Source organism: Arthrobacter sp. NPDC055585, assembly GCF_053619115.1.
This window is the reverse complement of sequence record NZ_JBSHIT010000001.1, coordinates 554,913-580,748: the sequence shown is the minus strand read 5'-3', so window position 1 is coordinate 580,748 and position 25,836 is coordinate 554,913. Positions and strand designations below refer to the sequence as shown.

General features: G+C 64.7%; 25 protein-coding genes and 1 pseudogene. 21 read left to right on the top strand and 5 right to left on the bottom strand.

All coding sequences use genetic code 11. The features are described 5' to 3' along the window. Window positions 1–29: 29 nt before the first annotated feature. The 3 genes from ACWGQ2_RS02480 to ACWGQ2_RS02470 form a co-directional block, all read right to left on the bottom strand. Complete coding sequence (locus ACWGQ2_RS02480; protein ID WP_452013981.1) at window positions 30–587, bottom strand: hypothetical protein; 558 nt, start codon at window positions 585–587, stop codon at window positions 30–32. 114 nt (window positions 588–701) lie between these two features. Continuing rightward, complete coding sequence (locus ACWGQ2_RS02475) at window positions 702–1,373, bottom strand: class F sortase (RefSeq protein WP_452013979.1); 672 nt, start codon at window positions 1,371–1,373, stop codon at window positions 702–704. Window positions 1,374–1,378: 5 nt separating this feature from the next. After that, window positions 1,379–1,795 carry an excalibur calcium-binding domain-containing protein gene (locus ACWGQ2_RS02470; RefSeq protein ID WP_452013977.1) on the bottom strand — a complete coding sequence of 139 codons (417 nt, stop codon included), beginning with the start codon at window positions 1,793–1,795 and terminating at the stop codon, window positions 1,379–1,381. 386 nt (window positions 1,796–2,181) lie between these two features. Between ACWGQ2_RS02470 and chvE the strand changes: the two genes are divergently transcribed. From chvE to ACWGQ2_RS02365, 21 genes and pseudogenes are all read left to right on the top strand, one after another. Then, window positions 2,182–3,303 carry a multiple monosaccharide ABC transporter substrate-binding protein gene (chvE, locus tag ACWGQ2_RS02465; RefSeq protein WP_452013975.1) on the top strand — a complete coding sequence of 374 codons (1,122 nt, stop codon included), beginning with the start codon at window positions 2,182–2,184 and terminating at the stop codon, window positions 3,301–3,303. A gap of 84 nt (window positions 3,304–3,387) precedes the next feature. Then, window positions 3,388–4,941, top strand: a complete 1,554-nt coding sequence (gene mmsA, locus ACWGQ2_RS02460) for a multiple monosaccharide ABC transporter ATP-binding protein (protein ID WP_452013973.1) — start codon at window positions 3,388–3,390, stop codon at window positions 4,939–4,941. Beyond that, window positions 4,938–6,146, top strand: a complete 1,209-nt coding sequence (mmsB, locus tag ACWGQ2_RS02455; RefSeq protein ID WP_452013971.1) for a multiple monosaccharide ABC transporter permease — start codon at window positions 4,938–4,940, stop codon at window positions 6,144–6,146. The genes mmsA and mmsB overlap by 4 nt, the downstream gene beginning before the upstream one ends. A gap of 378 nt (window positions 6,147–6,524) precedes the next feature. Next, window positions 6,525–7,484 carry a DUF6772 family protein gene (locus ACWGQ2_RS02450; RefSeq protein ID WP_452013969.1) on the top strand — a complete coding sequence of 320 codons (960 nt, stop codon included), beginning with the start codon at window positions 6,525–6,527 and terminating at the stop codon, window positions 7,482–7,484. Between the two features lie 7 nt (window positions 7,485–7,491). Continuing rightward, window positions 7,492–7,836 carry a hypothetical protein gene (locus tag ACWGQ2_RS02445; protein WP_452013967.1) on the top strand — a complete coding sequence of 115 codons (345 nt, stop codon included), beginning with the start codon at window positions 7,492–7,494 and terminating at the stop codon, window positions 7,834–7,836. An 86-nt stretch (window positions 7,837–7,922) separates the two neighbouring features. Continuing rightward, entirely contained in the window at window positions 7,923–9,419 is a 1,497-nt protein-coding gene (locus tag ACWGQ2_RS02440; RefSeq protein WP_452013965.1) for an ABC transporter substrate-binding protein, read from the top strand. A 52-nt stretch (window positions 9,420–9,471) separates the two neighbouring features. Further along, complete coding sequence (locus ACWGQ2_RS02435; RefSeq protein ID WP_452013963.1) at window positions 9,472–10,554, top strand: LacI family DNA-binding transcriptional regulator; 1,083 nt, start codon at window positions 9,472–9,474, stop codon at window positions 10,552–10,554. Further along, window positions 10,551–11,480, top strand: coding sequence for an ABC transporter permease (locus ACWGQ2_RS02430; protein ID WP_452013961.1), 930 nt, complete (start codon window positions 10,551–10,553; stop codon window positions 11,478–11,480). Before ACWGQ2_RS02435 ends, ACWGQ2_RS02430 begins: the two co-directional genes overlap by 4 nt. Continuing rightward, complete coding sequence (locus ACWGQ2_RS02425; RefSeq protein ID WP_452013959.1) at window positions 11,477–12,361, top strand: ABC transporter permease; 885 nt, start codon at window positions 11,477–11,479, stop codon at window positions 12,359–12,361. Before ACWGQ2_RS02430 ends, ACWGQ2_RS02425 begins: the two co-directional genes overlap by 4 nt. A 3-nt stretch (window positions 12,362–12,364) precedes the next feature. Further along, entirely contained in the window at window positions 12,365–13,387 is a 1,023-nt protein-coding gene (locus tag ACWGQ2_RS02420; protein WP_452013957.1) for an ABC transporter ATP-binding protein, read from the top strand. After that, complete coding sequence (locus ACWGQ2_RS02415; RefSeq protein ID WP_452013955.1) at window positions 13,380–14,366, top strand: ABC transporter ATP-binding protein; 987 nt, start codon at window positions 13,380–13,382, stop codon at window positions 14,364–14,366. Before ACWGQ2_RS02420 ends, ACWGQ2_RS02415 begins: the two co-directional genes overlap by 8 nt. Before the next feature lie 26 nt (window positions 14,367–14,392). Further along, the gene (locus ACWGQ2_RS02410) at window positions 14,393–15,910 is read left to right on the top strand and encodes an FGGY family carbohydrate kinase (protein WP_452013953.1); all 1,518 of its coding nucleotides are present in this window, start codon (window positions 14,393–14,395) and stop codon (window positions 15,908–15,910) included. Then, entirely contained in the window at window positions 15,900–17,402 is a 1,503-nt protein-coding gene (locus ACWGQ2_RS02405; RefSeq protein WP_452013951.1) for an FGGY-family carbohydrate kinase, read from the top strand. Before ACWGQ2_RS02410 ends, ACWGQ2_RS02405 begins: the two co-directional genes overlap by 11 nt. Further along, a complete protein-coding gene (locus ACWGQ2_RS02400) occupies window positions 17,399–18,007 on the top strand; it encodes a histidine phosphatase family protein (protein ID WP_452013949.1) in 609 nt (202 codons plus the stop codon). The genes ACWGQ2_RS02405 and ACWGQ2_RS02400 overlap by 4 nt, the downstream gene beginning before the upstream one ends. Window positions 18,008–18,038: 31 nt before the next feature. After that, complete coding sequence (locus ACWGQ2_RS02395; protein ID WP_452013947.1) at window positions 18,039–19,085, top strand: 2-hydroxyacid dehydrogenase; 1,047 nt, start codon at window positions 18,039–18,041, stop codon at window positions 19,083–19,085. 124 nt (window positions 19,086–19,209) lie between these two features. Continuing rightward, entirely contained in the window at window positions 19,210–20,403 is a 1,194-nt protein-coding gene (locus ACWGQ2_RS02390; RefSeq protein WP_452013945.1) for a phospholipase D-like domain-containing protein, read from the top strand. A 102-nt stretch (window positions 20,404–20,505) separates the two neighbouring features. After that, window positions 20,506–20,883, top strand: a pseudogene (locus ACWGQ2_RS02385) (ABC transporter permease subunit); the annotation flags it as partial. A gap of 24 nt (window positions 20,884–20,907) precedes the next feature. Further along, the gene (locus tag ACWGQ2_RS02380) at window positions 20,908–21,402 is read left to right on the top strand and encodes a hypothetical protein (protein WP_452013943.1); all 495 of its coding nucleotides are present in this window, start codon (window positions 20,908–20,910) and stop codon (window positions 21,400–21,402) included. A 70-nt stretch (window positions 21,403–21,472) separates the two neighbouring features. Next, window positions 21,473–22,003 carry a hypothetical protein gene (locus ACWGQ2_RS02375; RefSeq protein ID WP_452013942.1) on the top strand — a complete coding sequence of 177 codons (531 nt, stop codon included), beginning with the start codon at window positions 21,473–21,475 and terminating at the stop codon, window positions 22,001–22,003. 25 nt (window positions 22,004–22,028) lie between these two features. Next, window positions 22,029–22,508, top strand: coding sequence for a hypothetical protein (locus tag ACWGQ2_RS02370; protein ID WP_452013940.1), 480 nt, complete (start codon window positions 22,029–22,031; stop codon window positions 22,506–22,508). A gap of 171 nt (window positions 22,509–22,679) precedes the next feature. Further along, complete coding sequence (locus ACWGQ2_RS02365; RefSeq protein ID WP_452013938.1) at window positions 22,680–23,360, top strand: GntR family transcriptional regulator; 681 nt, start codon at window positions 22,680–22,682, stop codon at window positions 23,358–23,360. A 5-nt stretch (window positions 23,361–23,365) separates the two neighbouring features. On the opposite strand, the gene ACWGQ2_RS02360 is transcribed toward ACWGQ2_RS02365, so the two are convergent. Beyond that, window positions 23,366–24,556, bottom strand: coding sequence for a M20 family metallopeptidase (locus ACWGQ2_RS02360; RefSeq protein WP_452013936.1), 1,191 nt, complete (start codon window positions 24,554–24,556; stop codon window positions 23,366–23,368). Beyond that, window positions 24,553–25,833, bottom strand: coding sequence for an aminotransferase-like domain-containing protein (locus tag ACWGQ2_RS02355; RefSeq protein ID WP_452013934.1), 1,281 nt, complete (start codon window positions 25,831–25,833; stop codon window positions 24,553–24,555). Before ACWGQ2_RS02355 ends, ACWGQ2_RS02360 begins: the two co-directional genes overlap by 4 nt. Between the last annotated feature and the right edge of the window lie 3 nt (window positions 25,834–25,836).

Below are 25,836 nucleotides of genomic sequence, written 5' to 3'. Positions count from 1 at the left end.
AACGTTACGCCGTGTGGCCGCCCGCGCAGTTACTTCCCAACAGACCCTTCGGACTCACCCTGTGCCCGGACCGCGCCGCTGCGTTTTATGCGCCAGACGAGGACCAGGAACAGGAGGACAGGCACCGCGACCATGATCCATCTCAGCGGGATCACCGCTGCGTCCAGTGTCTGTTCCAAAGCCTGGTTGTGCTGTGTGTAGGCAAGCACGGTGCCCAGCACCATCACCGCTCCGTGCACCACCGAAGGGGCAATCGCCGCAGCGGACAGTACAGCGCCCCAGCGCCGGGACGTGGGTGAGGGTTCCACAACGGCGCTTTGCGTGGCTCGGTAGAAGGGCGGGACGATCACAAACGGCACCACGAGCCAGAGAGCTGACACAGCGAGCCCGGTCAGCAGCACCCCGAGGTTGTAGGCAGACTGGCCAGGCTCTGAATTCATGCCGATGACCAGCCCTGAGATTCCCAGCAACACGATCAGGCCGGCCAGTGTGCCGCCCAGCGTGAGAGGTTTGCGCTTGGGTGCGGCTTCGTCCCCCGCGGTCTCGTCCAACTGCCCAACATCGGTCGGTGCGTGATGTGGGCGCATGCCGCTTCCGTTCATAAATGCCATTTGCCGTTCCCCCAGTTTGCTGTCTTGAAACGAAAAGACTACCGGTATCGCTGCGGCGCATTCGTACGGGCCGAGCGCCCTTGGCGTTTCCTATTTCAAGTCGGTGAGGACCGCGTACACAACATAGTTGTCCTCCCAGAGCCCGGTGGCGCTGTCGAATCCGTCGCAGGTGATCAGCCGCAGCTCGGGCCCGGGCGTGTTCCCATAGACCTCTTCGGTGGGGAACGCGTCCTTTGCATACTGTTCCCCCCTGACGACCGTGAACACTGCCTTCGCTCCGTCTTCCCGTTCCACTGTGACTTGGTCTCCAGAGATGAGGGACCGGAGCCGGGCGAAGACGCCCGGGCCGCCGTCGGTGGCGTTGACATGGCCCAGCAGAATGGCCGGCCCGGTGTCGCCGGGGGAGGGGGAACCTGTGTACCAGCCCGCCGGTGAGCCCGGAGATTCCGGGGGAACTTCCAGGGTGCCGTCCTGCTGCAGTCCGAGCCGCATCAGTTCTGACTGAGTCTGAATCGCAGGAAGGGACACGATGCGGGGTGCGGCAGCGTTCGTATCGGGCTGTTCCGGTTTCTGTGGTGCAGGCAGCGGGCGAAGGGCATCGTTCGCAGCTGCCTGGGGGAGGGCGAAGTAGCGGGCAGCGCCGTCGTCGGCCGTACCGGTATCGCCGGCGCCGCCGAGAAGAATCACCGCGGCGACGGCCGCCAGAGCCACTCGGCTCTGGCGGCCGCCGCGGTGGAACTCCGCGGATGCGTGAAGTCCCAATGCGGCTACGTGTGGTTTCCTGACTTGCGCCGCAGACCGGCAGCGATGCCTGCGACGGCGACTACTCCACCAGCGGCCAGGAGCACGCCCGTGGTATCTGTGCCTTTCTCCGGAGTCACGCCGGTGTTGGCGCCGCCCGTAGGGGTTTTCCCGATCTGGTTGTCTACGGGGGGCACTGTCGTCGTGGTGGGTGAGGGAGACGGCGGAGTCGGTGAAGGCGTGGGCCCTTCACAAGCGACGCCGTCTCCATCTCGGTCAAGGCGCGGCTCGTAGCCCGGCTGGCCTTCGGCAATGTTGTAAACGCCCTCCGCCGCCGCCGCGTCGCAGTTCGCATACGGCGGAGCCGCAGCAGCCGGTGATGCAGCCAGGGCCGTGAAGCCAAATGCGGCTGCAAGGGTGAGTCCAGTCAGGGTCTTTTTCACGATCGAACCTCCGGTTCATCGAGTAATTCGGACCTGCGACAGAGTAGGAAACAGGTATCCGCGCGAGAACCGTAATTGGATGTATTGACCCGCTCGGCAGAGCATTGACGGGCAGTGCCGATTCTGCCTGTCAGTACTGAGGGCACCTATTGACAGGAGCCCGGACGGCACGCCGCATTGCGGTTGGATAACGTTCCGTGAACCACTTGCCGTGATCCACATCACGGAGATATGTTGTGCTCGCCTACAAATTGTCGGTAGGGGTACCGGCAGGGCGCTACAGCGTTGTATCCGCTCGATCCAGCCGTCCGGGTCACAAGGATGTTTCCCGCAGTCTCGCCGTGCAGTGCCTTGCCGGCGGCAGGATCCTTTTCAAAGGTTCGACCATGAGCAAAAGAAAGAATGTTTCGGCCCTCTTCCTGGCGTTCGGCCTGGCAGCAGGCATGGCGGCCTGCGCTCCCGCCGGGACCACCAACAGCGACAGCGAAAGCGGGGACGGCGTCGAATGCAACGTGGGCATCTCCATGCCCACCCGCAGCCTGGAACGCTGGATCAACGACGGCGAAGGGCTGAAGGAAAACCTCGAGGCCAGGGACTGCACCGTTGACCTGCAGTACGCCGATGACAAGACAGACCAGCAGATCTCCCAGATCCAGAACCAGGTGGCCGGCGGCGCCAAGATCCTGGTGGTCGCGGCGATCGACGGCGAGACCCTGGGTCCGGTCCTGGAGGACGCCAAGAGCCAGGACGTCCAGGTCATCGCCTATGACAGGCTGATCAACGGCACCGACGCCGTGGACTACTACGCCACGTTCGACAACTACCAGGTGGGCCAGCTCCAGGGCCAGTTCATCGAGGAGGAGCTTGGCCTGGCCGACGGCGAGGGACCGTACAACCTCGAACCGTTCGCCGGCAGCCCGGATGACAACAACGCCAAGTTCTTCTTCTCCGGCGCCTGGGACGTGCTGCTTCCCTACGTGGAGAGCGGCCAGCTGGTGGTCCCCTCCGGCAAGTCCCCAGCCTCGAATGATGACTGGGCGTCCATCGGCATCCTCGGCTGGGGATCGGCGGATGCGCAGGCTGAAATGGACAACCGCCTGCAGTCCTTCTACACCGGCGGCGACAAGGTGGACGTAGTGCTTTCGCCCAATGACAGCCTGGCCCTGGGCATCGAGCAGTCCCTGGCCAGCGCCGGCTACACGCCGGGCACCGACTGGCCGGTGATCACCGGGCAGGACGGCGACGTCGCGAACATCAAGGCCATCCTCGGCGACCAGCAGTCCATGACTGTCTGGAAGGACACCCGTGAACTGGGCGCCCAGGTGGACACCATGATCGAGCAGATCGTCAACGGCGAAGAGGTGGACGTCAATGACACCGAAACCTACGACAACGGCGTGAAGGTGGTCCCCACCTACATCCTCGAACCGCAGGTAGTGGTCAAGGACGAGGTCCAGTCCAAGCTGGTGGACTCCGGCTTCGTGGAGGCCGGCGACCTCGGTCTCTAGGGCAGCCCGCCCCGCGGGGCACGACGACGACGGCGCCCGCCACCGCCGTCGTGCCCCGCACCCTCCGGAAAGAACAGGCAAGAAATGATCGATCAGGACGTCATCCTTTCCATGGACGGCATCGTGAAGGAGTTCAACGGCGTCCGCGCGCTCGACGGCGTGTCCGTCGCCGTCCGGCGCGGTGAAGTGCATGGAATCTGCGGCGAGAACGGCGCCGGGAAATCCACGCTGATGAACGTGCTCAGCGGTGTGTACCCGCACGGCAGCTACTCCGGCACCATCTCCCTGGACGGGGAGGAGGTCCGCTACGGCTCCATCAATGACAGCGAGCGGGACGGGGTGGTGATCATCCACCAGGAGCTGGCGCTCAGTCCGTTCCTGTCCATCGCGGAGAACATTTTCCTGGGCAACGAGGTGCAGCGCGGCGGGGTGATCGACTGGAACCAGACCAACCTGCAGGCCGCCGCCTTGCTCAAACGCGTTGGGCTGGATGAGAACCCGGCCACGAAGATCCTGGAACTCGGAGTGGGCAAGCAGCAGCTGGTGGAAATCGCCAAGGCGCTGTCCAAGGAAGTGAAGCTGCTGATCCTGGATGAGCCGACGGCGGCACTGAACGACGGCGACTCGGCGCACCTTTTGGGGCTGATCGACCAGCTGCGCGAGGGCGGTATCACCTCCATTGTCATCTCGCACAAGCTCAAGGAAATCCGGGCCATCGCGGACACCGTCACCGTCATCCGCGACGGGAAAACGATCGACTTCTTCCCGGTGGAGGACAACGGTGACATTGAAACCCGGATCATCCGTGCCATGGTCGGCCGGCCGCTGGACAGCCAGTTCCCGGACCGGGACCCGCAGGTTGGGGAGGAGAAGTTCCGGGTGGAGGACTGGACCGTCCACCACCCGATCGACGTCGACCGCGTGGTGGTCAACGATGTGTCCTTTAACGTGCGCGCCGGGGAGATCGTCGGGTTTGCCGGGCTGATGGGTGCCGGGCGCACCGAGCTGGCGATGAGCATCTTCGGGCGGTCCTGGGGGACCGGGGTGTCCGGGCGGGTCTATAAGGACGGCGTCGAGATCCAGACCCGGTCCGTGGGGGAGGCCATCCGGCACGGACTGGCGTACGTCAGCGAGGACCGCAAGCGGTACGGGTTGAACCTGATCGGGTCCGTGGTGGTGAATGTGTCCGCCGCGGCGCTGGGGAAGCTCGCCCGGCTGGGCGTGATCGACAAACACCGCGAATACGCCGTGGCGGATGACTACCGGCAGAAGATGAACATCCGCACACCGTCTGTGGCCTCCTTGGTGGCGAACCTGTCCGGCGGGAACCAGCAGAAGGTGGTGCTGAGCAAATGGATCTATTCCGGACCGGACGTGCTGATCCTGGACGAACCCACCCGGGGCATCGACGTCGGAGCCAAGTTCGAGATTTACGGAATCATCAACGAGATGGCGGCGCAGGGGAAGGCCGTCGTCGTCATTTCAAGTGAGCTCCCGGAGCTGATCGGGCTGTGCGACCGGATCTACACCATCGCTGAAGGCCGGCTCACAGCTGAGGTGCCCCGGGCAGAAGCTACGCAGGAAGAACTGATGCGGCACATGACCGCCGCCAGGACCGAAGGAGCGCAGGGCAAGTGACCACAACAACTCCTGAACAGGCCAAGACGCCTGCCCCGCCGCCCGCCGGAGGCAACGGCCGGAAGCGGATGCGGATCGACCTGCAGCAGTACGGCATCCTTGCCGCGCTGGTGGTGATCGTGCTGCTGTTCCAGGTCCTCACCGGCGGGCGGCTGCTGTATCCGGGCAACGTCAGCAACCTCATCCAGCAGAACGCGTATGTGCTGATCCTGGCGATCGGCATGGTCATGGTGATTATCGCCGGGCATATCGACCTGTCCGTGGGATCGGTGGTCGCGACGGTGGGGGCCATTGCGGCGCTGGCGATGAACAGCTGGGGCATGCCCTGGTGGGCCGCGGTCATCCTGTCCTTGGTGGTGGGAGCCGCAATTGGGGCGTGGCAGGGTTTCTGGGTGGCGTTCGTAGGGATACCCGCGTTCATTGTGACGCTGGCGGGCATGCTGGTGTTCCGCGGCGTCGCGCTGATCCTGCTGACCGGTGGAACCATTTCCGGCCTGCCCCGGCCGTTCAACGCGATTGGCAGCGGTACCCTCCCGACCACCGGCACGCCGGACCTGCTCACGCTGGGCATCGGTGCGCTCGCCTCCGTGGCGCTGGTGGTGCAGCAGCTCAAGGCCCGCAATGACCTGCGGAAGCTTGACCTGCCGCGGGAGCGCACGGCGTCGTTCGTGTTCAAGAACGCCGTGGCCGTCGCTGCGATCATGTACCTCTGCTACCTGCTGGCCTACAACCGCGGAACGCCGATCATCCTGATCATCCTGGCCGGCCTGGTGCTGGCGTACTCGTTCCTGCTGAACCGGACCGTGTTCGGCCGGCACATCTACGCCATGGGCGGGAACCTGCACGCCGCCATGATGTCCGGAGTGAAGACCCGCTGGGTGAATTTTCTGGTGTTTGTGAACATGGGCTTCCTGGCCGGGCTCGCCGCCGTGGTGAGCACCGCGCGTGCCGGCGGCGCCGTGGCTTCGGCCGGGCAGGGCTTCGAGCTGGATGCGATCGCTGCCGTGTTTATTGGCGGTGCATCGGTGCAGGGCGGTGTGGGCACTGTGGTGGGTGCCGTGATCGGCGGCCTGGTGATGGGTGTGCTGAACCAGGGCCTGTCCATCCTGTCGGTGGACGCCGCCTGGCAGCAGGTCATCAAAGGCCTGGTGCTGCTGCTGGCAGTCGCGGTCGGTTTTGCACGGCGGGGGAGGAGAGCCCGGTAGGCGTGCTCGAGTAGGCTTCCCGCCATGGGGAATTGGCAGGCACGGACGTGGGAGCGTCCCTTCGACGACGGTGCCGGCCACATGGTTCCGGCGGGAGGCCAGACGCTGGTTCCTGCTCCTTTTCTAAGATACGGCAGCGGCCGGTACTCCAGATCGTGGGGTGGCGGCCGCTGCCGCACGATCGAATCCAACTGACCGGCTGGATCCGTAACGGGTTCCCTCCAGTGATATGGGCCACAAAAAACCCTTGACGGTCCAAAACATGAACGTTATCGTGAACGTTATTATTCCGGAGCGATGATGGTTTGGCCACAAAAAATTAACGTTATCGTGAACGTTAATTTTGCTCCGCGTAATCAATTCCTGAACGGAGCACAAGTGAGTATTGACGCTACAAACGATCTAGTGGACGCGCTGCGCAAATCCGCCGTCGCCGCAGATCCAGCACTGTCCAAATTCAACCCGCTGCCGCGCATTCTGGTGCATGACGATTTCAACACCGGCACGCACGGGTGGATTGAACTGATCGGCAACCACGACGAGTTTGGCAACCTCGACACAGTCGATGACCACATGCGTGATTTCCGCCCGCCGCAGCTCAGCTCTTGCAACTTCTTCGACGTGGGAACGCACGGCGCCATGTCAGGGACATACGCCCTCAAGATTTCGACCCGCCCCGAGGCCGGCCACACTGGCGTGGCCATCCGCCGGCTCACCATGGCTGGAAAAGGCAAGGTGCAATTCGAGACGTACCTCGCCTACAAGGCAGAGGCCCATTCTGAGGAAAACGGTGCCGCGCACGAGGCAGGCAGCGGGAACTGGGACGCGAACTTCCATCCCTCCGAGCGGCAGTTCGGCGCCCTCACCATAGCAACGGATATTTGCGACGGCGTCCGCTACCACTGCGTAGCCCGCTATCTGAACACGGACCTGGACAACAAGCTCGTCCAGGAATGGGTATACCCGTCCGTGCCGGAACCGACTCCCCGTGAACACTTCGAAGGCAAGATCAAACTGCCGCGCACGGCAGACTTCACCGCCCCCAACCCCGAGGACTGGCACTCCTTCACGCCGCGCCAGGAACTGTGCTTCAACGAAGTCCCCACCAAGGTCAACTGGCACTACGTCCGCTGGGTGATCGACACGGAGACCCGTTCCAACGTTGAGCTGCAGGTTAACGACGAAGTATTCGATATGCGGGATGTTCCGGTTCCGGCGTATGACGAGGAATACGGCTCATTGGGCAACCTCCTCAATTTCTATGTTTCCGTGCGAACCCACGCCAATGTCCGCAACTTCGTATATCTGGATTCAGTCCTCATCTCCGTAGATTGGTAAAAATCTTATGAAACAATCATTCACCGCCGTACTGGAAAGAAACTCTTCGCTCGAGGGACAGTTCGCTACAGAACCCTATGAAGTGGCATGGGCCAGCGAAGCACGCTGGTTCATCAATACGCTTTCCATCGATCCCGGCACGGCCATGAACGCGCAGGTCCAGGTGTCACCGGACGGACTCAACTGGTGCGACATCGACGACTCACCCAAGACCGTGTCCGAAACCGGGACGGTCAGCTGGACCACGTCCGAATTCGGCGGATGGCTCCGGCTCAAGGGAGACGTCCGCAATGACAGCGGAGCTCCCGACGGGCGCGCCAAAGTCCAGATCTACCTGGCCCTCAAGGGCTAAGACCACCCGAACAGCAGCAAACGAACAAGGGAACAAAGATGTTTCAGAGGACGCCCGGTGGGCTTGAGATAAACAGACGCAATTTCATGTTCCTCACGGGCGCGGGAGCAGCGGCAACGTTCCTGGCATCCTGCGGGGTCGGGGGAGGAACAACGGAAGGCGCGGAGCGGGCACTCAAAGCCGTCTTCAGCCAGCCGATAACCGACCTCGACCCGCACGCAGCGAACACCGCTGTGGATGAAGCCTCGCTCATCGCGAAGTACCTCATCTTTGACACACTGGTCCGCCGGAACGGCACGGAGATTGTGCCGTCCCTGGCCACGGAGTGGAAACAAACGGATCCCACCACCTGGGTGTTCACTCTGCGTGATGACGTCAGCTTCCACGACGGCACGCCGCTGACGGCCGAGGACGTGGCGCAGTCACTCAAACGGATCCAGTCAGTAACTTCGGCCCAGACGCCCCTCTGGACGCCGGTCTTGTCCGCCGAAGCGACCGGAACGTCAACCGTGACCTTCAAGACGGACGGGCCCCTGGGCACACTCCCGGTGAACCTGACGCTGCTCTTCATCGTCCCCGCGGCGTCGGCCAACAGCCCCGACTTCTTTGCCAACCCGGTCGGCTCGGGGCCCTACACGGTGGCATCTTTTGTTCCCTCCTCTTCCCTCAAGCTGAAGCGGTCCGATCAGTACTGGGGCGATGCGGGCAAGGTCATTGACATCGAAATGCCCTACATCGCTGAAACTTCCAGTGCCATCACATCCCTGAGTACCGGGGAAGTGGACCTTCTTTGGCCGGTCCCCGCCGATCAGGTCAAGGAGGTTGAGGCCATTGGCGACGCAACGGTGGAAAGAATCCCCAGCTACGTCTACTACTTCAACTGGTTCAACTGCAGCCGGCCTCCGTTTACGGACGCCAACGTGCGCCGGGCCATGTGGCACGCACTCGACGTCGAGACCATCGTCTCCACCCTTTACGGGGAGGGCGCCGAGGTAATGACGGCGCCTATCCCGTCGACAGTTTTCGGCTACGCCAAGCAGGAACCATACCGTCACGACCCTGATCTGGCCCGGAAACTGCTGAAGGAAGCGGGAATGGCGGACGGTTTCTCCACCTCGCTCATGTGGTTCGCCGGAACGGGCCCGTCCGCCACGGAACTGGCCCAGGCCATGATTTCCGACTGGGCCAAGATCGGGGTCAAAGTAGAGGCCCAGAGCATTGAGAAGGCGGATTGGCTGCAGCGGCTGAATACCCTGGACTGGGATATGGACCTCCAGACCAACACGGTCACAACCGGAGACGCGGATTTCACCCTCGGCAGGCTGTACACGTCAGCCGCGAACCGTCTGGGTTACTCCAACCAGGAACTGGACGCCGTCCTGGACAAGGCACACTCCATAGCCGAGCAGACGGAGCGGGAAAAGCTGTATGCCGAAGCCTGCAAGACAATTTGGGATGAAGCAGCGGGTATTTTCCCGGCAAGCATCGTGACGGCCTACGGACGGCGCAAAAGCCTCGAAGGGTTTGTTCCCGTGGCCAGTAACCAGCCGGATCTGTCCCGCATATCCCTGAACGCCAAGTGACACCCGGGGTTGGACCGGTCCACGAACCGTCGGAGACTGAAGAAGGTACCCGTTGAGCAGCAACAGAGCAACGCTAAAGAAGGTGGCCGACGCCCTAGGCCTTTCCGTGAATACCGTTTCCAGGGCGCTCGCCGGCAAGGATGCCGTCAAGGAAAGCACCCGGCAGCTGATCGAAAAAACAGCAGCAGAAATGGGTTACGTTCCAAACTCCATGGCCAGGTCGCTGGTCCTGGGAAAAGCCATGACTATTGGTTTGGTTATCACCAACCCGTCCAACCCGTTTTACGCCCGCCTCATAAGCGCAGTGGAGGAACGGTGCCGGAGCCATGGCTATTCGCTGCTTTTGTTCGCCACTGAAGAAAACCCGGACAATGAGCGTTCGGCGGTACAGACGCTTTACCGCTGGGGGGTGGACGGTGCAATCGTCGTCCCCTCCCAGCAGACCGCCGAGCCCTGGGAACTCCTCCGGAAATACGGGATTCCCATGGTTCTCATCAATCGTTTCCTGGAGGGCTTCAATTGGGATTTCGTTGGCGTTGATCATGAGCAGGGGGCCTACGAGGCAACCAGGGCCCTCCTGCATACGGATAGCCAGCGCCGCGTCTGCTTGCTTGAGGAAGACCTGGAGATATCCACGGTTCGTTCCAGGACCAACGGCTACGCCCGCGCCATGACGGAGGCGGGCCACGGGGAGGAACACCAGCTGGTGGAAAGAGTCCCAACAAATCGCCAGGACTCAAGCACGCTGCCCTGGGACCCCGCCGCGGCCTACCAGGCCGCGCGGGCTCTGCTGCAGCACTTCACGCCCGGATCAGCGGTCCTGGTGGGCAACGACCATTTTGCGCTGGGACTGTATAAGGCACTGGCCGAGGCAGGACTGCGCGTACCGGAAGACATCGAAGTCTTCGGATACGGCAATCACCCCTTCTCCGCATACATGCAGCCGCCGCTGTCCACCATGGCGCTGCCGGCCGAATCCATCGGCGCGTCAGCAGTGAACCTGCTCATTCAGCGGATTGACGGTACCGCGTCATCGGACGAACCCGCTCACATAGTCAAGCCCGCGCAGATGATGCTCCGGGAATCCACACGCGTCCGTCAGGATGCTTTCGTCCCGGCTGGGACATCAGAATGAAGATCTTCCTCGCGAAACGCATCTGGCAAACCCTGATCCTGATCTTCGGTGCCATCACGATCGTCTTCATAGTCCTGCGCGCCATCCCCGGAGATCCTGCGCTCCTTATGGTTGGGGCCAACGCGACGCCGGCGGAAGTCGACCAGGTTCGCATCGACATGGGGTTGAACGAGCCGCTGTGGATCCAGTACTTCCAGCACCTGTGGGAGGTGGTGCAGGGTGACTTCGGCGAATCCTGGCGGCTCGGAGGCGACGCGTTGGCCATCACCCTGTCCCGGCTTCCGGCCACCCTGCTGCTGGCCTTTTACGCCTTCGTGCTCACCGTGGCACTGGGCGTTCCGCTGGGAATCTACTGTTCCCGGCGTCCCGGAACAATCGCGGACAGAATCGTCTCCGTCATGTCCCTGACCGGCCAGGCCCTGCCCGCGTTCTGGGTTGGCATCATGCTCATCCTTGTCTTCTCCAGATGGCTCAACCTTGTGCCGGCAGTCCCGGACGGGACCTTCAAAACGTCGATCCTGCCGGCCTTCACGCTCGCCCTGCCCTTCATCGGCTGGCTTGCCCGCCTGGTGCGCAACGGGGCACTGGAGGAAATCGGCAAGGACTATGTCCGAACGGCAAAGGCCAAGGGACTGGCCCCCGGGGTGATCTTCTACGTCCACGTCATGAGAAACACCCTGGTGCCGATCGTGACCGCCCTGGGCTTCATCCTTGGCAACTTCATCGCCGACGCCGTGATCATTGAAAACGTCTTCTCCTGGCCCGGCATCGGTTCACTCATGGTTGATTCCATTACCAACCGTGATTACGCCATTGCGGAAGCCACAGTAATCGCCATCACGGTGGCCTACGTCATCATCAACCTGGCCGTGGATCTGTTGTACTTCGCCGTAGACCCCCGCCTTTCGCCGGAGACTTCCTCATGAGCACAAAACTCCCCGTACCGGAAGCCGTTCCCCGGAGCAGGCGCCGTCCCAGGACCTTCCGCAGCCCAATGGTGCTGGGCGCCGCAATCATTCTGGCCCTTTTCGTCTGCGCAGGAATCTTTGGAAGTTTCCTCCTCCCCTACAACGGCGTTGCCACCAGTCTTCCCGACCGGCTCCTTCCGCCCGGGGCGGAGCTGAGCGGGGGAGGGGTGGCGCTGCTCGGCACCGACCAGCTGGGACGGGACATGCTGGCCCAGGTAGTCGCCGGCAGCAGGGTTTCCCTGACCGTTGCCTTCGCCACCATTGCCATAGCAGGCGCAGTGGGACTCATCCTCGGCGTAACCTCCGGGTTTTTCGGGGGCAGGTGGGACGCCCTCATCTCCCGGCTGGGCGACATCCAACTGGCCTTCCCGTCAATCCTGCTGGCCATTCTCCTGGCCGGCGTGCTGGGTCCCAGCCTGGTGAACGTCATCCTGGCGCTGGCCATAACGCGCTGGGTGATCTTCGCCCGGGTGGTTCGGGCCTCGGCGCTCTCCACCCGGCACCTGGATTTCGTCGACTCCGCCCGGGTGCTTGGGGCCTCGAACACCCGCATCCTGGTGAAATACATCATCCCCTCCTGCTGGCAGCCGCTGATTGTCGCCGCCACCGTCCAGGTGGGCCTGACGATGGTCGCCGAAGCGTCCCTCAGCTTCTTGGGGCTGGGCGTTCCCCTCTCTGACGCTTCCTGGGGCGCCACCATCGCCAACGGCAGGGACCACCTTGCCAGCGCCTGGTGGATCGCCACGCTTCCGGGACTAGCCCTCGCGCTCGTAGTGGTGTGCGTCGGAATCCTGGGGGATGCCTTCCGCGACCATTCCGACCTGCGCAAGAACGGATAAGACATGAGCCTCAACACCTCTAATGCCTCAGGGCCGCTGCTTGACGTATCCGGCCTGTCCATCGACTTTCGGACCGACGGCACGCCGGTACAGACGGTCTGCGACGCGACGTTCACAGTGGAAGAGGGCAAGACCCTGGCCATCGTCGGAGAATCGGGCAGCGGAAAGACCCTGACTTCCCTGGCAACGCTTGGACTGCTGCCGCCGGGAGCGGAAATTTCCGCTGGAAGCATCAAATTCCGGGGAACTGAACTGGTGGGCCTGTCCGAGAAGGACTGGCGCGCCATCCGGGGCCAGCAGATTTCCATGATCTTCCAGGATCCGATGTCTGCACTGAACCCCGTGATCACCGTTGGCAAGCAAATCGCGGAGATGTTCATCCGGTCCAGCCGGATGCGGCGCCCGGAAGCCAGAGAAGCGGCGCTGGCCCTGATGCGCGAGGTAGGCATCCCTGATGAAACCAACCGGTACAACAACTATCCGCACCAGTTTTCCGGCGGAATGCGCCAGCGGGTGGTCATCGCCATCGCCCTTGCGCTGCAGCCCAGCCTGATCATCGCGGACGAACCAACGACGGCCCTGGACGTCACGGTCCAGGCGCAGGTTCTCCGGCTGCTGCGCCAGCGCTGCCAGGCCCGCGGCATGTCCATGATCATCGTCAGTCATGACCTGGGCGTGGTTGCCCGCTCGGCTGACGCCGTCGCTGTCATGTACTCCGGGAGGATCGTCGAGTGCGGAACGGTGGAACAGATCTTCACCCGGCCGTCCCACCCCTACACCAAGGGACTCATGGCCGCGACGCCGGAGAGATCCGGACAGCGACGCGCCGTGCCCATTCCGGGGCATCCGCCGGATCCCCGGAACCGGCCGCAGGGCTGCGACTTCAACCCCCGGTGCCCCTTCGCGACCGACGAATGCTTCGCCGTCGTTCCCGCCCTGCGGGACCTTGGGACAGGCCGCAGCTGTGCCTGCCACCACGCAGAACGGGTCCAGGCCCACGACTCCACGGGAGCAAGCCATGTCTGAGAACACCGCCCTGCTGGACGTCACGGGGCTCGTAGCCGGCTATAGCGTTAAGTCCGCATCCTGGCTGGGTAAACGGCGGTCCGTGCACGCCGTCTCGGGCGTCGATCTGACGCTGGGCCGGGGCGAGACCCTGGGCATCGTGGGGGAGTCGGGCTGCGGCAAGTCCACACTGGCCAGGACGCTCGTCGGCCTGCTCAAGCCGCTGGCCGGAAGCATCCACTTTGACGGACGGGACGTTGGCACCTTCAAAGCAGGCGAGCTGCGTCCGGCCCGGCGGCACATCCAAATGGTGTTTCAGGACCCGTTCTCATCCCTGAATCCCCGCATGCGCGCTGGTGAACTCATCTCCGAAGGCTGGGAAATCCACCCCGGAATCGTGGAGAAAAGCGAATGGCCCGAAGAAATAGCCCGCTGTCTGGAACGGGTTGGGCTGAGCCCCGAACACGCGGGCCGGTACCCGCACCAGTTTTCCGGAGGACAGCGCCAGCGCCTGTGCATCGCCCGTGCACTGGCGCTGAAGCCGCAGGTCATTGTCTGCGACGAGGCCGTTTCAGCCCTGGACGTGTCCATCCAGGCGCAGATCCTGAACCTGCTCGAAGACCTGCAGAAAGAATCAGGCATTTCCTACATCTTCATCTCCCATGACCTGGGAGTTGTCCGGCATATCGCAGACCGGGTGGCCGTCATGTATCTGGGAACCGTCGTGGAGACCGGTGATGCCGGCCGCATCTTCAGCCATCCGAGGCATCCCTACACTCGGGCACTGCTCTCCGCAGCTCCCAGCATGGATGACTGGATGGACGCTGAAGACACCGAAATCATCCTCAAGGGAGATGTTCCCTCCCCGCTCTCCCCACCGTCCGGATGCCGCTTCCGCACCAGATGCTGGAAGGCGCAGGAACGCTGTGCCACCGAAGCCCCGGTCCTGGAAAACCGATCGGGGGAAGACGCCGTTGCCTGCCACTTTCCCCTCGACTGACCGCTCCAGCCACCGGAAGGATTCCCATGGCGATTATCAGCGTTGATGCCGGCACCTCCATGATCAAAACCGTTGCCTACCACCGGGACGGAACCGAACTGGCGGTGGCCCGGAGGCAGACCACGGTGCTGCATCCCGAACCCGGCTGGGCGGAACAGGACATGCACGAAGTCTGGACAGCCGTCGCGGAGACGGTCCGGGCGGCGGCGCAGCGGGCAGGACAGCAGGTGGAGGCGCTTACCATCACGGGCCAGGGGGACGGCTGCTGGCTGGTGGACGAAGACCTGCAGCCGACGGGAAACGCCATCCTCTGGAACGACGCCCGCGCCGCAGGAATCGTAGACCGGTGGGCCGCAGCCGGGTATGAACCGGCTTCCTTCGCGATCAGCGGGACCCGGACCTTCGCCGGACTTCCCCACGCGATCATGGCCTGGCTCCGTGAGCATGACCCGGCACGGCTGGAACGGTCACGAACGTCGCTGAGCTGCAACGGCTGGGTGTACGCCTGCCTCACCGGCACCGCCGCAATGGATGAGTCAGATGCCGCGGCACCGTTCCTGGACATCCGCCTCCGCGCTTACAGCCAGCCACAGCTGGACCAGCTGGGAATCGCCTGGATGAGCGCGTTCCTGCCGCCGCTGATCAGCGACGGCTCCAGGGTGGGGCAGCTCAGTCCGCAAGCTGCGCAGGCCCTGGGGCTGGCCGCCGGCATACCGGTGGTAATGGCGCCGTATGACATCGTGGCCACGGCCATCGGCGCGGGAACGGTCACGGCCGGCAGTGCGTGCACCATCCTGGGCACTACGCTCTGCACCCAGTCCGTGACGCCGGTTCATGCCCCGGATGGCGACGGCGACGGCGCCGGCGCGACGATACCCATCGGTCCGCCCGGACAATATCTCCGGGCCTTCCCCACCCTCGCCGGGACGGAGGTGCTTGCCTGGGCGGCCGGTCTCCTGGGACTGGACGGCCCCGCCGCGGTCTGCGCGCTGGCCGCCCGGGCCCCCGCCGGCGCCGGCGGACTCGTCTGCCTGCCCTACCTGTCACCGGCGGGGGAACGCGCGCCCTTCCTCGACCAGCAGGCGCGAGGAATGCTTCTGGGGCTTTCCTTAGATTCCACTCCGGCGCACGTGGCCAGGGCCGTGGTGGAGGGGCTCAGCTTCGTGATCCGCGACTGCCTCGAAGCCTCGGGCACTGCGCCGTCGGAACTCCGTATCTGCGGCGGCGGAGCGAACAGTGCTGCGTGGGCGCAGATCCTCGCGGACGTCACGGGCGTGCCAATTATCCGCTCGGCGGACTCCGAAGTCGGGGCCAAAGGGGCGTTTATCGCCGCGATGGCCGCGCTGGGCGCGGTTCCAGACCTTGAAGCCGGCGCGAAGCTCTACAGTCGGGAACGGGACGTGTTCAGTCCCGGCCCATCCAGCGCCGCCTACTCGGAGCATTTCAAGGCCTTCCTCGCCCTGCGCTCCACTGCGCGCGGGGCGTGGCCCCAGCTGGAGCAGCTGCGCGGGGCGCACAGCGGAGGGGCAGTCCATGCAGCCTGAGGCACGGACAGGTGAAGACTGCTGGATCGGCATCGATCTGGGAACCCAAAGCGTGCGCGTTCTTGCCGTCAGCGCCGCCGGCACCGTGCTGGGCTCCGGCCGCAGTTCCCTGGGCAGCATGCGGAACGGCGCCCGGCATGAGCAGGACCCCCGGCAGTGGTGGAATGCCGTCACCGACGCCTGCGCACAGGCAACGGCTGCGCTGCGCGGCACCATTCGCGGCGTGGCCGTCGACGCGACCTCCGGAACCGTGCTGCTGGGCGGGCGGCCCGGGCAGAACCTCACCCCGGGCCTCATGTATGACGACACCCGTGCCGCCGTCGAAACGGAGCGCGTCAACGACGCGGGACAGGATCTCTTTCGGCGGCTCGGCTACCAAAAAGTCCAGAGCTCGTGGGGACTTCCCAAGGCCGTGTGGCTGGTGGAAAACGCGCCAAAGAACACGTCTTTCCGCATCCTGCACCAGAGCGACTTCATCAACGAGCTGCTGACCGGAGCGCCGGTTGCCAGTGACCTGAGCAGCTCCCTGAAAACGGGATGTGACCTGCAGGCCGGCTGCTGGCCGCTGGATCTCATGACTGCGCTGGGGCTTCGGGAGGAAGTCCTGCCGACGCTGGCACTTTCCGGCACTGTCCTCGGGCATGTGTGTGCCGGCGCGGCGGAGGCCACCGGCATACCCGCCGGAACTCCGGTCATCGCCGGTATGACGGACGGATGCGCGGCCCAGCTGGGTTCCGGTGCTCTGGCGCCCGGAGCCTGGAACTCCGTTATCGGCACCACCCTGGTGCTCAAAGGCGCTACGGAGCAGCTGCTGCAGGACCCATCGGGAGTTGTCTATTCCCACCGGGGGCCCGACGGCGGATGGCTGCCCGGCGGTGCGTCAGGCACGGGTGCCGGGTACATCACTAGGCGGCTGCCCGGACGGGACCTGGACGCGCTTTCCGCCGAGGCGCACCGGCACCTGCCCGCGAAAGCCGTGATTTATCCGCTGGCATCCGCAAAAGGGGAACGGTTTCCGTTCGTTGCCCCGGACGCGTCCGCCTTCACCGTGGGCTGCACGGGCAGTGACGCTGAACTCTACGCCGCCCTGATCCAGGGGATCTCCTTCGTGGAACGGCTGGCGTTCGATCACCTGCAGAGCCTGGGCGCACCGACGGGCGGGCCGCTCGTCCTCACCGGCGGGGCTGCGCGCAGCCGGAGCTGGTCCCAGCTGCGCGCTGACGTCCTGGCCCGGCCCGTGACGCTGGTCAAGAACGCCGAGCCCGCGCTGGGCATGGCTATCCTCGCTGCGTCCGCCGGGTCCGGCTCCCTCGCCGAGACGGCCGCCGCCATGGTCACGGTTGATGAAGTGCTCGATCCTGAACCGGGAGCTACCGCGAAATACATGGAACCCTACCTTCAGCTTGTCAGTGCGCTCCGGTCCCGGAACTGGCTTGGAACCACACTGGCGAACCACGCCCGGGACAATGCCCAGGAAGCAGCTGCCGCATGACACGAATCATCCTGGCCCGGCACGGCGAAACCGTATGGCACAAAGAAAACCGCTACGCCGGATCTAGTGACGTCGCCCTGACCCCGCGCGGCACGGCCCAGGCTTGTGCACTCGCGGCCTGGGCAGGCAGCCAGAACCTCGACGCCGTCGTCACCTCTGACCTGGCCCGGGCCATAGGGACGGCGCAGCCCGCGGCTGCCGCGTCCGGGCGGGAGCTCCGGCAGGATACCCGGTTGCGGGAGCTCCACTTTGGCCACGCCGAGGGTCTGACAGCCGCCGAGGTCCGGCAGGCCTATCCGGGGGTTTATGAATCCTTTCTCACCGACCCGGCACTCCACCACCTCCCCGGCGGCGAACCTCCGCCGGATGCGGCAGCGCGCGGCCTCGAGGCGCTGGAGGAGATTTGCACTGCCCATCGCGAGGGCCGCGTCCTGGTGGTGGCGCACTCGACGCTCATCCGCCTTCTGCTGTGCAGCTTCCTGGGCATACCTCTTCGCCACTACCGCCGGGTGTTCCCCAAACTGGCCAACTGCGCGCTCACGGAACTTGAGCTCACGGCCGGCCAGGCTTCCCTGCTCCACTTCAACGCTCCGCTGCCTTCCTGAAACCCTTCCACCAACCGAACTGGGGTACCCCGTGTCTCGCATACTCATTGCAGGCGACTACTTTGTCCTGAATTCCCTTCTGCGCGAAGCCCTCTCACGGCATACGCCGGACCTGCCGGACCCAACCGAACTGACCCTTCCCTGGCCGGTGGAACCGTTTCACCGCATAGCGGAAGTTGATGAGGCCTCCGGAGACGAGGACGAACTGATTGACGCGCTCCAAGGCGCCGAGATCTGCCTGACCCAGATGGCGCCGCTGACGGAGCGCGTCCTGCGTGCCTGTCCCGAGCTGCGGCTGTTCGCGGTGACCCGCGGGGGACCGGTCAATGCCAACCTGGCTGCCGCTGCCGCGCACGGCGTAGCCGTCACGTTCGCTCCGGGACGGAACGCCACCGCCACTGCCGAGCACACCGTGGCGCTGACGCTGGCCGCAGTGCGGCAAATTCCCCAGCGGAACGCCGAGCTCCTCGCCGGTGCCTGGCGAAGCGACTACTACCGCTACAACGAGGTTGGACCGGAAATCAGCGGTGCGACCGTGGGCCTGATTGGTTACGGGGCGATCGGATCGCGTGTCGCTGCGATCCTGCACGGATTCGGTGCACGGATCCTCGTCTTCGACCCGTTCATTGAGCCGGGAACCCTGCCACCGGAAATCGAGCAGGCGTCAACGCTCGACGAACTCCTGGGTTCCGCGGACATCGTCACGCTGCATGCCCGCCTCACCCCGGAAACCACGGGGCTGATCGGCGCGCGGGAACTTGCCCTGATGCGTCCGGGGTCGATCCTCATCAATGCGGCCCGCGGAGCGTTGCTGGATTACGACGCGCTCTGCGACGCGCTCGAAGCCGGACACCTGTACGGCACTGGCCTTGACGTCTACCCGTCCGAACCGCTGCCCGCCGGGTCACGCCTGCGCAGCATCCCCAGCGCGGTGCTGACACCTCATCTGGCCGGCGCGAGTAAGCCAACCGCTCACAAAGCCGCCGAGATCGGCGCGGCTGAGGTCGGCAGATACCTCCGGGGCGAACCGCTCCAGCACTGCGCCAATCCCGAATTTGCGCACTCCAAAGTTTCCTAACCGCCACGGCTACCGATTATTCCCCGGGCCCATTCCCGTGGCCCGGGGAGTTGCACCGCACCGTAAATCACTGCACTGAAAACCACCGCACCGCTAAGTTCCCGCACTGACAAAGGAAAAGAGCATGCCCAAATCGACGCACAAAGCCCTGGCTGCATCCCTTATGGCCGTGATCCTGGCAGCCACTGCCGGTTCCGCGGCGAATGCCCAGGGGCCAGCCGCCGCTTCTGCGGCGGCCCCCTGTCTCACGGCTCCGGCCGCACCGGTGACAACGGGTGCGGCCTTCAACAATCCCGCTGCTGGCCGGCCCACCGGGGTGGTGGAACAAATCTGCAACCTCGTCAACCAGGCAGCACCCGGGTCCAAAATACAGATAGCGAACTTCGTCATCTCGGGCGCCGCCGGCATGGATTTCACGGAAACCCTGCTTGCCGCCCGCGGCCGCGGGGTGGACATCCAGGTTGTGATTGATGGATGGCAGATCGATAAGCCTGCCGCGGCCACACTCATCAGCGAACTCGGCACGGATGAAAGCTCCGGCTCATGGGTCCATGTCTGCAGCAACCAGTCGCCGGAGGGAAACACTTCCTCCTGCATCGGCACCAAGGGACAGCACAACAAGTTCTACCTGTTCTCCGAGACGGGAGGGGAGAAGAACGTTGTGGTGCAGTCCTCAGCCAACTTCACGGACGTCAACTCCCAGACCTACTGGAACAACGCGGTCACCTTCACGGGCAACCGGGGGCTCTATGACGGTTACGCCTCGTACTTCGAGGACCTTGCGGAGGAAGTCCAGCAGCCGGACTACTACCGGACGGTGACTTCTGGAATGCAGGGCGGAAAGGTGACGGCCCACTTCTTCCCCAGTGCCACGGTGGACCCCGTCCAGGAGCGTCTCTCCGAACTCGGCTGCAAGGCGAATGGGGCCACCGAGGTGCGGATCGGCATGTCCGAATGGGATGAATCCAGAATTGGCATCGCCGACCGGCTCGTGGCGATGGCCCAGGACGGCTGTTCCGTGCGGATCGTGCACGGTCCAATGGACAGTGCGGTCCTCGATCTGCTGGCCGCGCAGCCCGGCGTGGAACTGCGCGAACTCAACTCCGGGGTACTGCCGGGCCGGATCCATTCAAAGTATCTGATCGTGGAGGATGCAACCGGCAAGAACTCCGGCCGAAATGTGGTCATGACCGGCAGCCACAACTACAACGCCACGTCCCTGCGCCGCAACGACGAAGCGATCGTGGAGACCTCGAACCGGGACATCTATCTGCAGTACCGGGAGAATTTCGAAGAGATGTGGACCGCTGCACAGTGACACGTGCAGCAGCGCCAGCTGCAGATTAACGGACATCGGCCGGGCCTCCAGTGACAGGAATCCCGGCCGGTGCTGCCGGCCTTGACTGGGTTGAGGGGCACCATGGGCGGGAACCTGAACGCAGCCATGATGTCCGGGGTGAAGACCCGGTGGGTGAACTTTATGGTGTTCGTGAACATGGGGTTCCTGGCCGGGCTGGCGGCAGTGGTGAGCACGGCGCGTGCCGGCGGCGCCGTGGCCTCAGCCGGCGGCGGATTTGAGTTGGACGCGATCGCTGCCGTGTTTATTGGCGGCGCATCGGTGCAGGGCGGTGTGGGCACGGTTGTGGGTGCGGTGATCGGCGGCCTGGTGATGGGTGTGCTGAACCAGGGGCTGTCCATCCTGTCCGTGGACGCTGCCTGGCAGCAGGTGATCAAGGGCCTGGTGCTGCTGCTTGCTGTTGCGGTCGGTTTCGCCCGGCGGGGCAGGAGAGCCCGGTAGGCGGGCTCGAGTAGGCTTCCCGCCATGGGGAATACACACACGCCCGAAGGGGCGGACCACCACTACTACCGGCGGCCTGCGGACGGCGTGGAACCGCAGCGTTCGATGCAGATGCCTTCCGTGCAGATCGTCGACGACGGCGCGGGTGGTCCTACCGGAGCCGGTGCCGGTACGGGGCACGCGAGTTCCGGGGAAACCGCGGTTCGGGGGCAAGCCAAGCGCTCAGCGGAGGAGGCGCCGTCGACTCCTGTGCCGTTCTGGAAGCGGTTCAATCTCGCACTGGCTGCGGCATGGGCCTTGGTCGGGGTGTGCCTGGCAATCGGACTCTGGTGGCTCACGAGCAGTTTTCCGACGCCTCAGAGCTATTACGATCCCTCGGGCAACCAGAGTGTCGAGACCTCAAGCCAGATCGCCATGAACCTCTACGGCCTGGGGTCGTTCCTGTTCCTGTTCGGGCTCCTGGGGGCTTTCACGCTGCTGGTGGTGCAGAGTGCGCGGTTCCGGCGGCCGGGCCGGTAAGCCGTCTCCTATCGGGTTCGCCCGGCGAGGGAAGGATGCCCTGTAAGCGGGGTTCGGTAGGCTACCCGGCATGGGGAACACACAGACGCCAGGCGGCGCGGACCACGACTATTACCGGCGGCCCGCGGACGGCATTGAACCAGAGTGGCAGCGGCAGCCATCCGTGCAGATTGTTGATGACGGAGCCGGCACCGGTGCGGTGCCTGGCTCTGCCCGGGCAGCCGGCGATGGGCGGGAAGCACCGGAGCCGAGACCCACGGGGCCTGCGGGTTCGCCGCCGGACTCTCTGCCGCTCTGGCAGCGCTTCAACCTCGCGCTGGCCGCAGCGTGGGTCCTGGTCGGGCTGCTTTTGGCAGCGGGGCTGGCCTGGTTCACCGGGGTTCTGCCCCCGTCGCAAATGAATTTCGATGCTTCAGGAAACTCTCTGGACCCGCCCTCGCGCGTGATGCTCGGGCACCTGTACAGCATGGGTCCTCTCCTGTTCCTGTTCGGACTTATGGGGGCGTTCACCTTGCTGGTGGTGCAGGGCGCACGGTTCCGTTGCGCGGTTATTCGGGCATGCTCGGCGGGGCCAAGACATTCAGTAAGTGGTGACAAGTAGGCTCACGGCCCTGGGGAATACACAGATGCCCGACGGGGCGGACCACGACTTTTACCGCCGGCCAGACGGCAAGGAACAGATTTTGGTACAGATGGTCGACCAGGGTTCAGAGCCCGACGCCGGTGCGGTGCCCGGCAGCGCTGTACCCTACAGCGGCTCGCCGGGCGGCGGTGCTGGTGACCGGACGCAGAACCGCGCGGTCCTTGATAAGGAGGAGCAGGCACGGCGGAGCCGACCGTTGCCGGGGAGTAGGTTCAATTACTCGCTCGCTGCAGCGTGGGTCCTGGTCGGGCTGCTCTTGGCACACGGTCTCGTGTGGCTGACCGAGTCTTTTCCGGTGCCTCAGTTCGATCCCATAACCGGAATCTCGACGGATGAGACGCCGGGCGCGATGGTCATGAACCTTTACAGCATGGGGCCTTTCCCCTTCCTGATCGGACTTATGGGGGCGTTCACGCTGCTGACGGTGCAGGCGGCGGGGTTCCGGCGGAAGGCCCGGTCCTAGCACCGGCCGCACCCGTTTAGTCTTCTCGCGGGTGTCTTGGGCTGCTGCGACATGTGACCGTCAGTTTGCTGACTCGGACGAGTCGCTCACTGTAGGATTGTAGACAAGTTACAGTGCTGCCTTCGCTGGACTGCGCGTCCGCGGAAGGCCCCTAGCGAAGTGTGGTTTCCGTTGGCAATCTTTGAGCCCGTAGTCCGCGAGTCAACGCCGTCGATCATTGCCGGAAAGCTGAGGACTGCTATTGGCCGGGGGCAGATTCCGGCCGGCAGCCAGCTGGTGGAAACCGAGCTGGCACGGGAGCTAGGCGTGAGCCGCGGGCCGCTGCGGGAAGCCATGCAGCGCCTCACCCAGGAGGGCCTGCTGATCAGCATCCGAAACCGCGGGATCTTCGTCATCACCATGACGGAGGAGGAAGTGCAGGACATGTACGTGGCGCGCACCGCCGTCGAACGTGCCGCAGCCGAACTGATCCTGCAGAAGGACGGCGGCAAGGACATCGCCGCACAGCTTTCACGCGTGGTCAAAGCCATGAAAAAGGCAGCGGACAAGACCGACCTCGACGCGATGTCCGAGGCAGACATGGAATACCACTCCACCCTGGTCTCCGCAGCGGAAAGCCCGCGGCTGACCCGCATCCACAACACCCTGCTGACCGAGACCAGGATGTGCCTCACCGCCCTTGAACAGCGCTATCCGGATCCGCATACCCGGGTGGGGGAGCACCAGGCCATTGCGGATGCGCTGGCCAAGGGGGACCAGAACCTGGTGGGGACACTGCTCATCCGGCACATGGACGACGCGCTGGAGCGGCTGACCGGCGGCGGGCATTCCGAGCCGGCGGCGACCGCTTAGGGAAACTAGCCCGCGTGCCGCAGGCACAGAAGCGCATAGGCCCGTGCCGCAGCAACCATTTCGGCCACACTCACTGACTCGTTCACCTGATGCGCCTGGTCATTGAGGCCACCCGGTCCCATCACAATGACCGGAACGCCGAAGTCCCGCGCAATGAACCCGCCGTCGCACGCCGCGGTCCAGCCCGTGACGGCACTGTCCACGCCAACTTCCGCCAGCGCCGAAACGGCATTGGCCACCAGAGCGTGATCAGCAGCCGTGCGGAACCCGGGCATTTCCATGGTCACCGTGCCCTCGACGGAAATCCCGTCGCCGTCGATCCCGGCGTCCCGGATCGCGGTGAGGAGTGCATCCAGGATCGTTTCCGGGTCTTCGCCGGGCATCAGCCGCCGGTCCAGGGATACCGTGCATTCCGCAGCCACCATGGACGTGCCGGTTCCGCCGCGGATCATGCCCGTGTTCCAGGAGCCTGCGCCCAGCAGCGGATCTGTCTGGGCCTGCAGCCGGGCATGGTCCGCGCGGACCAGGTCCAGGATCCGTGCGGCTGCGTCGATGGCATTGCGACCATCCGCCGGCCGGCCGGAGTGTGCTGACTTCCCGGAGACGTGCAGTTCAAGATAACTGTCCCCACGGCAGGCGATGACTGTTTCAAGATCGGTTGGCTCAGCCACCACGCACGCAGAATAGGGGAACGGGCCGGTCTCCGCGGTGAAGGCCCGGATGCCGAGGCCGAGGTCTTCCTCGTCCACGGTGCACGCCAGGGCAGCGGGCCCCGGCAGGGAAGCGCCGGCCGCACCCAGCGCCTTCAACGCAACCAGGATGGCAGCCAAGCCGCCTTTCATGTCCGTGGACCCCCGTCCCACCAGGCGGCCGCCACTCACATACGGCTCAAAGGCCGGCCGGTCCCACCCTTTCCCGGCGGGCACAACGTCGGAATGCCCCAGGAAGAGCAGCCCCGGCTGGGTGCCGCCGGGCAGCACCGCGGTGAGGTTCGGCCGGCCGGGAGCCACCTCGGTGACCGACACTTCCAGTCCGGCAGTCCGGGCAAAGTCCGCCAGGACCTGGACGGTGGCGGCTTCGGTCCCGCCGGGGTTTTCCCCGCCGGCCGAGATTAGATCCGCTGCCAGGGCCAGCACGTCGGACTCCGAGATCAGTCCCAGGACGGTCTCTTCCATAAGGGAGGGCTGAACGTTCACGCACCCGCCCCGGAATCCAGCCCTGCCAGCTCCCGGTCCAGGGCCCGCTTCAGCCGGAGAATGCCTTCCTCAGCCCGCTCGGGAGTGGTGGACGCGAAGCACAGCCGCAGGGCGTCGTCGAACTTTCCGCTCGGCGAAAGCGCCGGCCCGGGGATAAAGGCAACCCCTTCTGCCAGTGCCGTCTCGAACAGCTTCTGCGTGGAAATCCGCGCGTCGGGCCCCTGCAGGGTGAGCCAGAGGAAAAAGCCGCCCTCGGGATCGGTGGTGGTGATGCGGCTGCCCAGGTACCGGTGCAGGTTCTCCTGCATGGCATCCTTGCGGTGTTTGTACGCGGTGCGCAGTCCGGCCAGATGGTCGTCCAGGCCGCCGCGGCGGATGAACTCGGCGACGAGGTGCTGGGCAGGAACATTGGTGCAGGTGTCCATGGCCTGCTTGGCGTTGATGACCAGCTGCCGGAGTGAGGGATCCGTGTCCACCCAGCCAACGCGCAGACCGGGGGCCAGGATCTTGGAGAACGTGCGGACCGAGAACAGCAGCGGATCGCCCGGGCTCAGTGCCTGCAGCGACGGCAGGTCCTCGCCCTGGAAACGAAGCAGTCCGTAGGGGTCGTCGTCGATAATGACGGCGTTCCACTCGTGGGCCAGTTCCAGCAGCCGGTGCCTCCGCTCCAGGGAGAGCGTGACGCCGGAGGGATTCTGGAAGTTGGGGATGGTGTAGATGGCCTTCGGCGTCCGCCCGGCGGCGGCAACAAGGTCCGGCAGGGCCTCCACGATCAAACCGTCCTGATCCACTGGAGCTTCCAGCAGGTCCGCGCCGTAGCTCAGCGCCGTGGCGCTGCCGTTGGTGTAGGTGGGGCTCTCCACGATCACCAGGTCACCGGGATTGATGAAGATCTTGCAGGCCAGGTCCAGGCCCTGCATGCCTCCTGCGGTGATGGTGATGCGGTCGGCGTCCACGGGGTCCGCGGTTCCGGCCAGATAGTCCACCAGCGCCTCCAGCAGCACCGGTTCACCCTCGGTGGCGCCGTAGGTGAGGGAGCTGTGGTCCAGCACCTGCGCCGCAATATCCCGGAACTCCTCCAGCGGCACTGCTTCGTCGGCGGGGGAGCCCATGGCAAAACGGACAATGTCATGTGTCTGGGACGCCAGCAGCGAGGTACTTGAATCAATCACGGAGCCCACCAGTCCGGCGGCACGGTCTGCCAGGGGAAGTGCGGCCCGGTCGCCAGCGGCGGAACGGGCCGCCTGGGAGCGGGCGGCGTAGGAGTTCACGGTCATCGG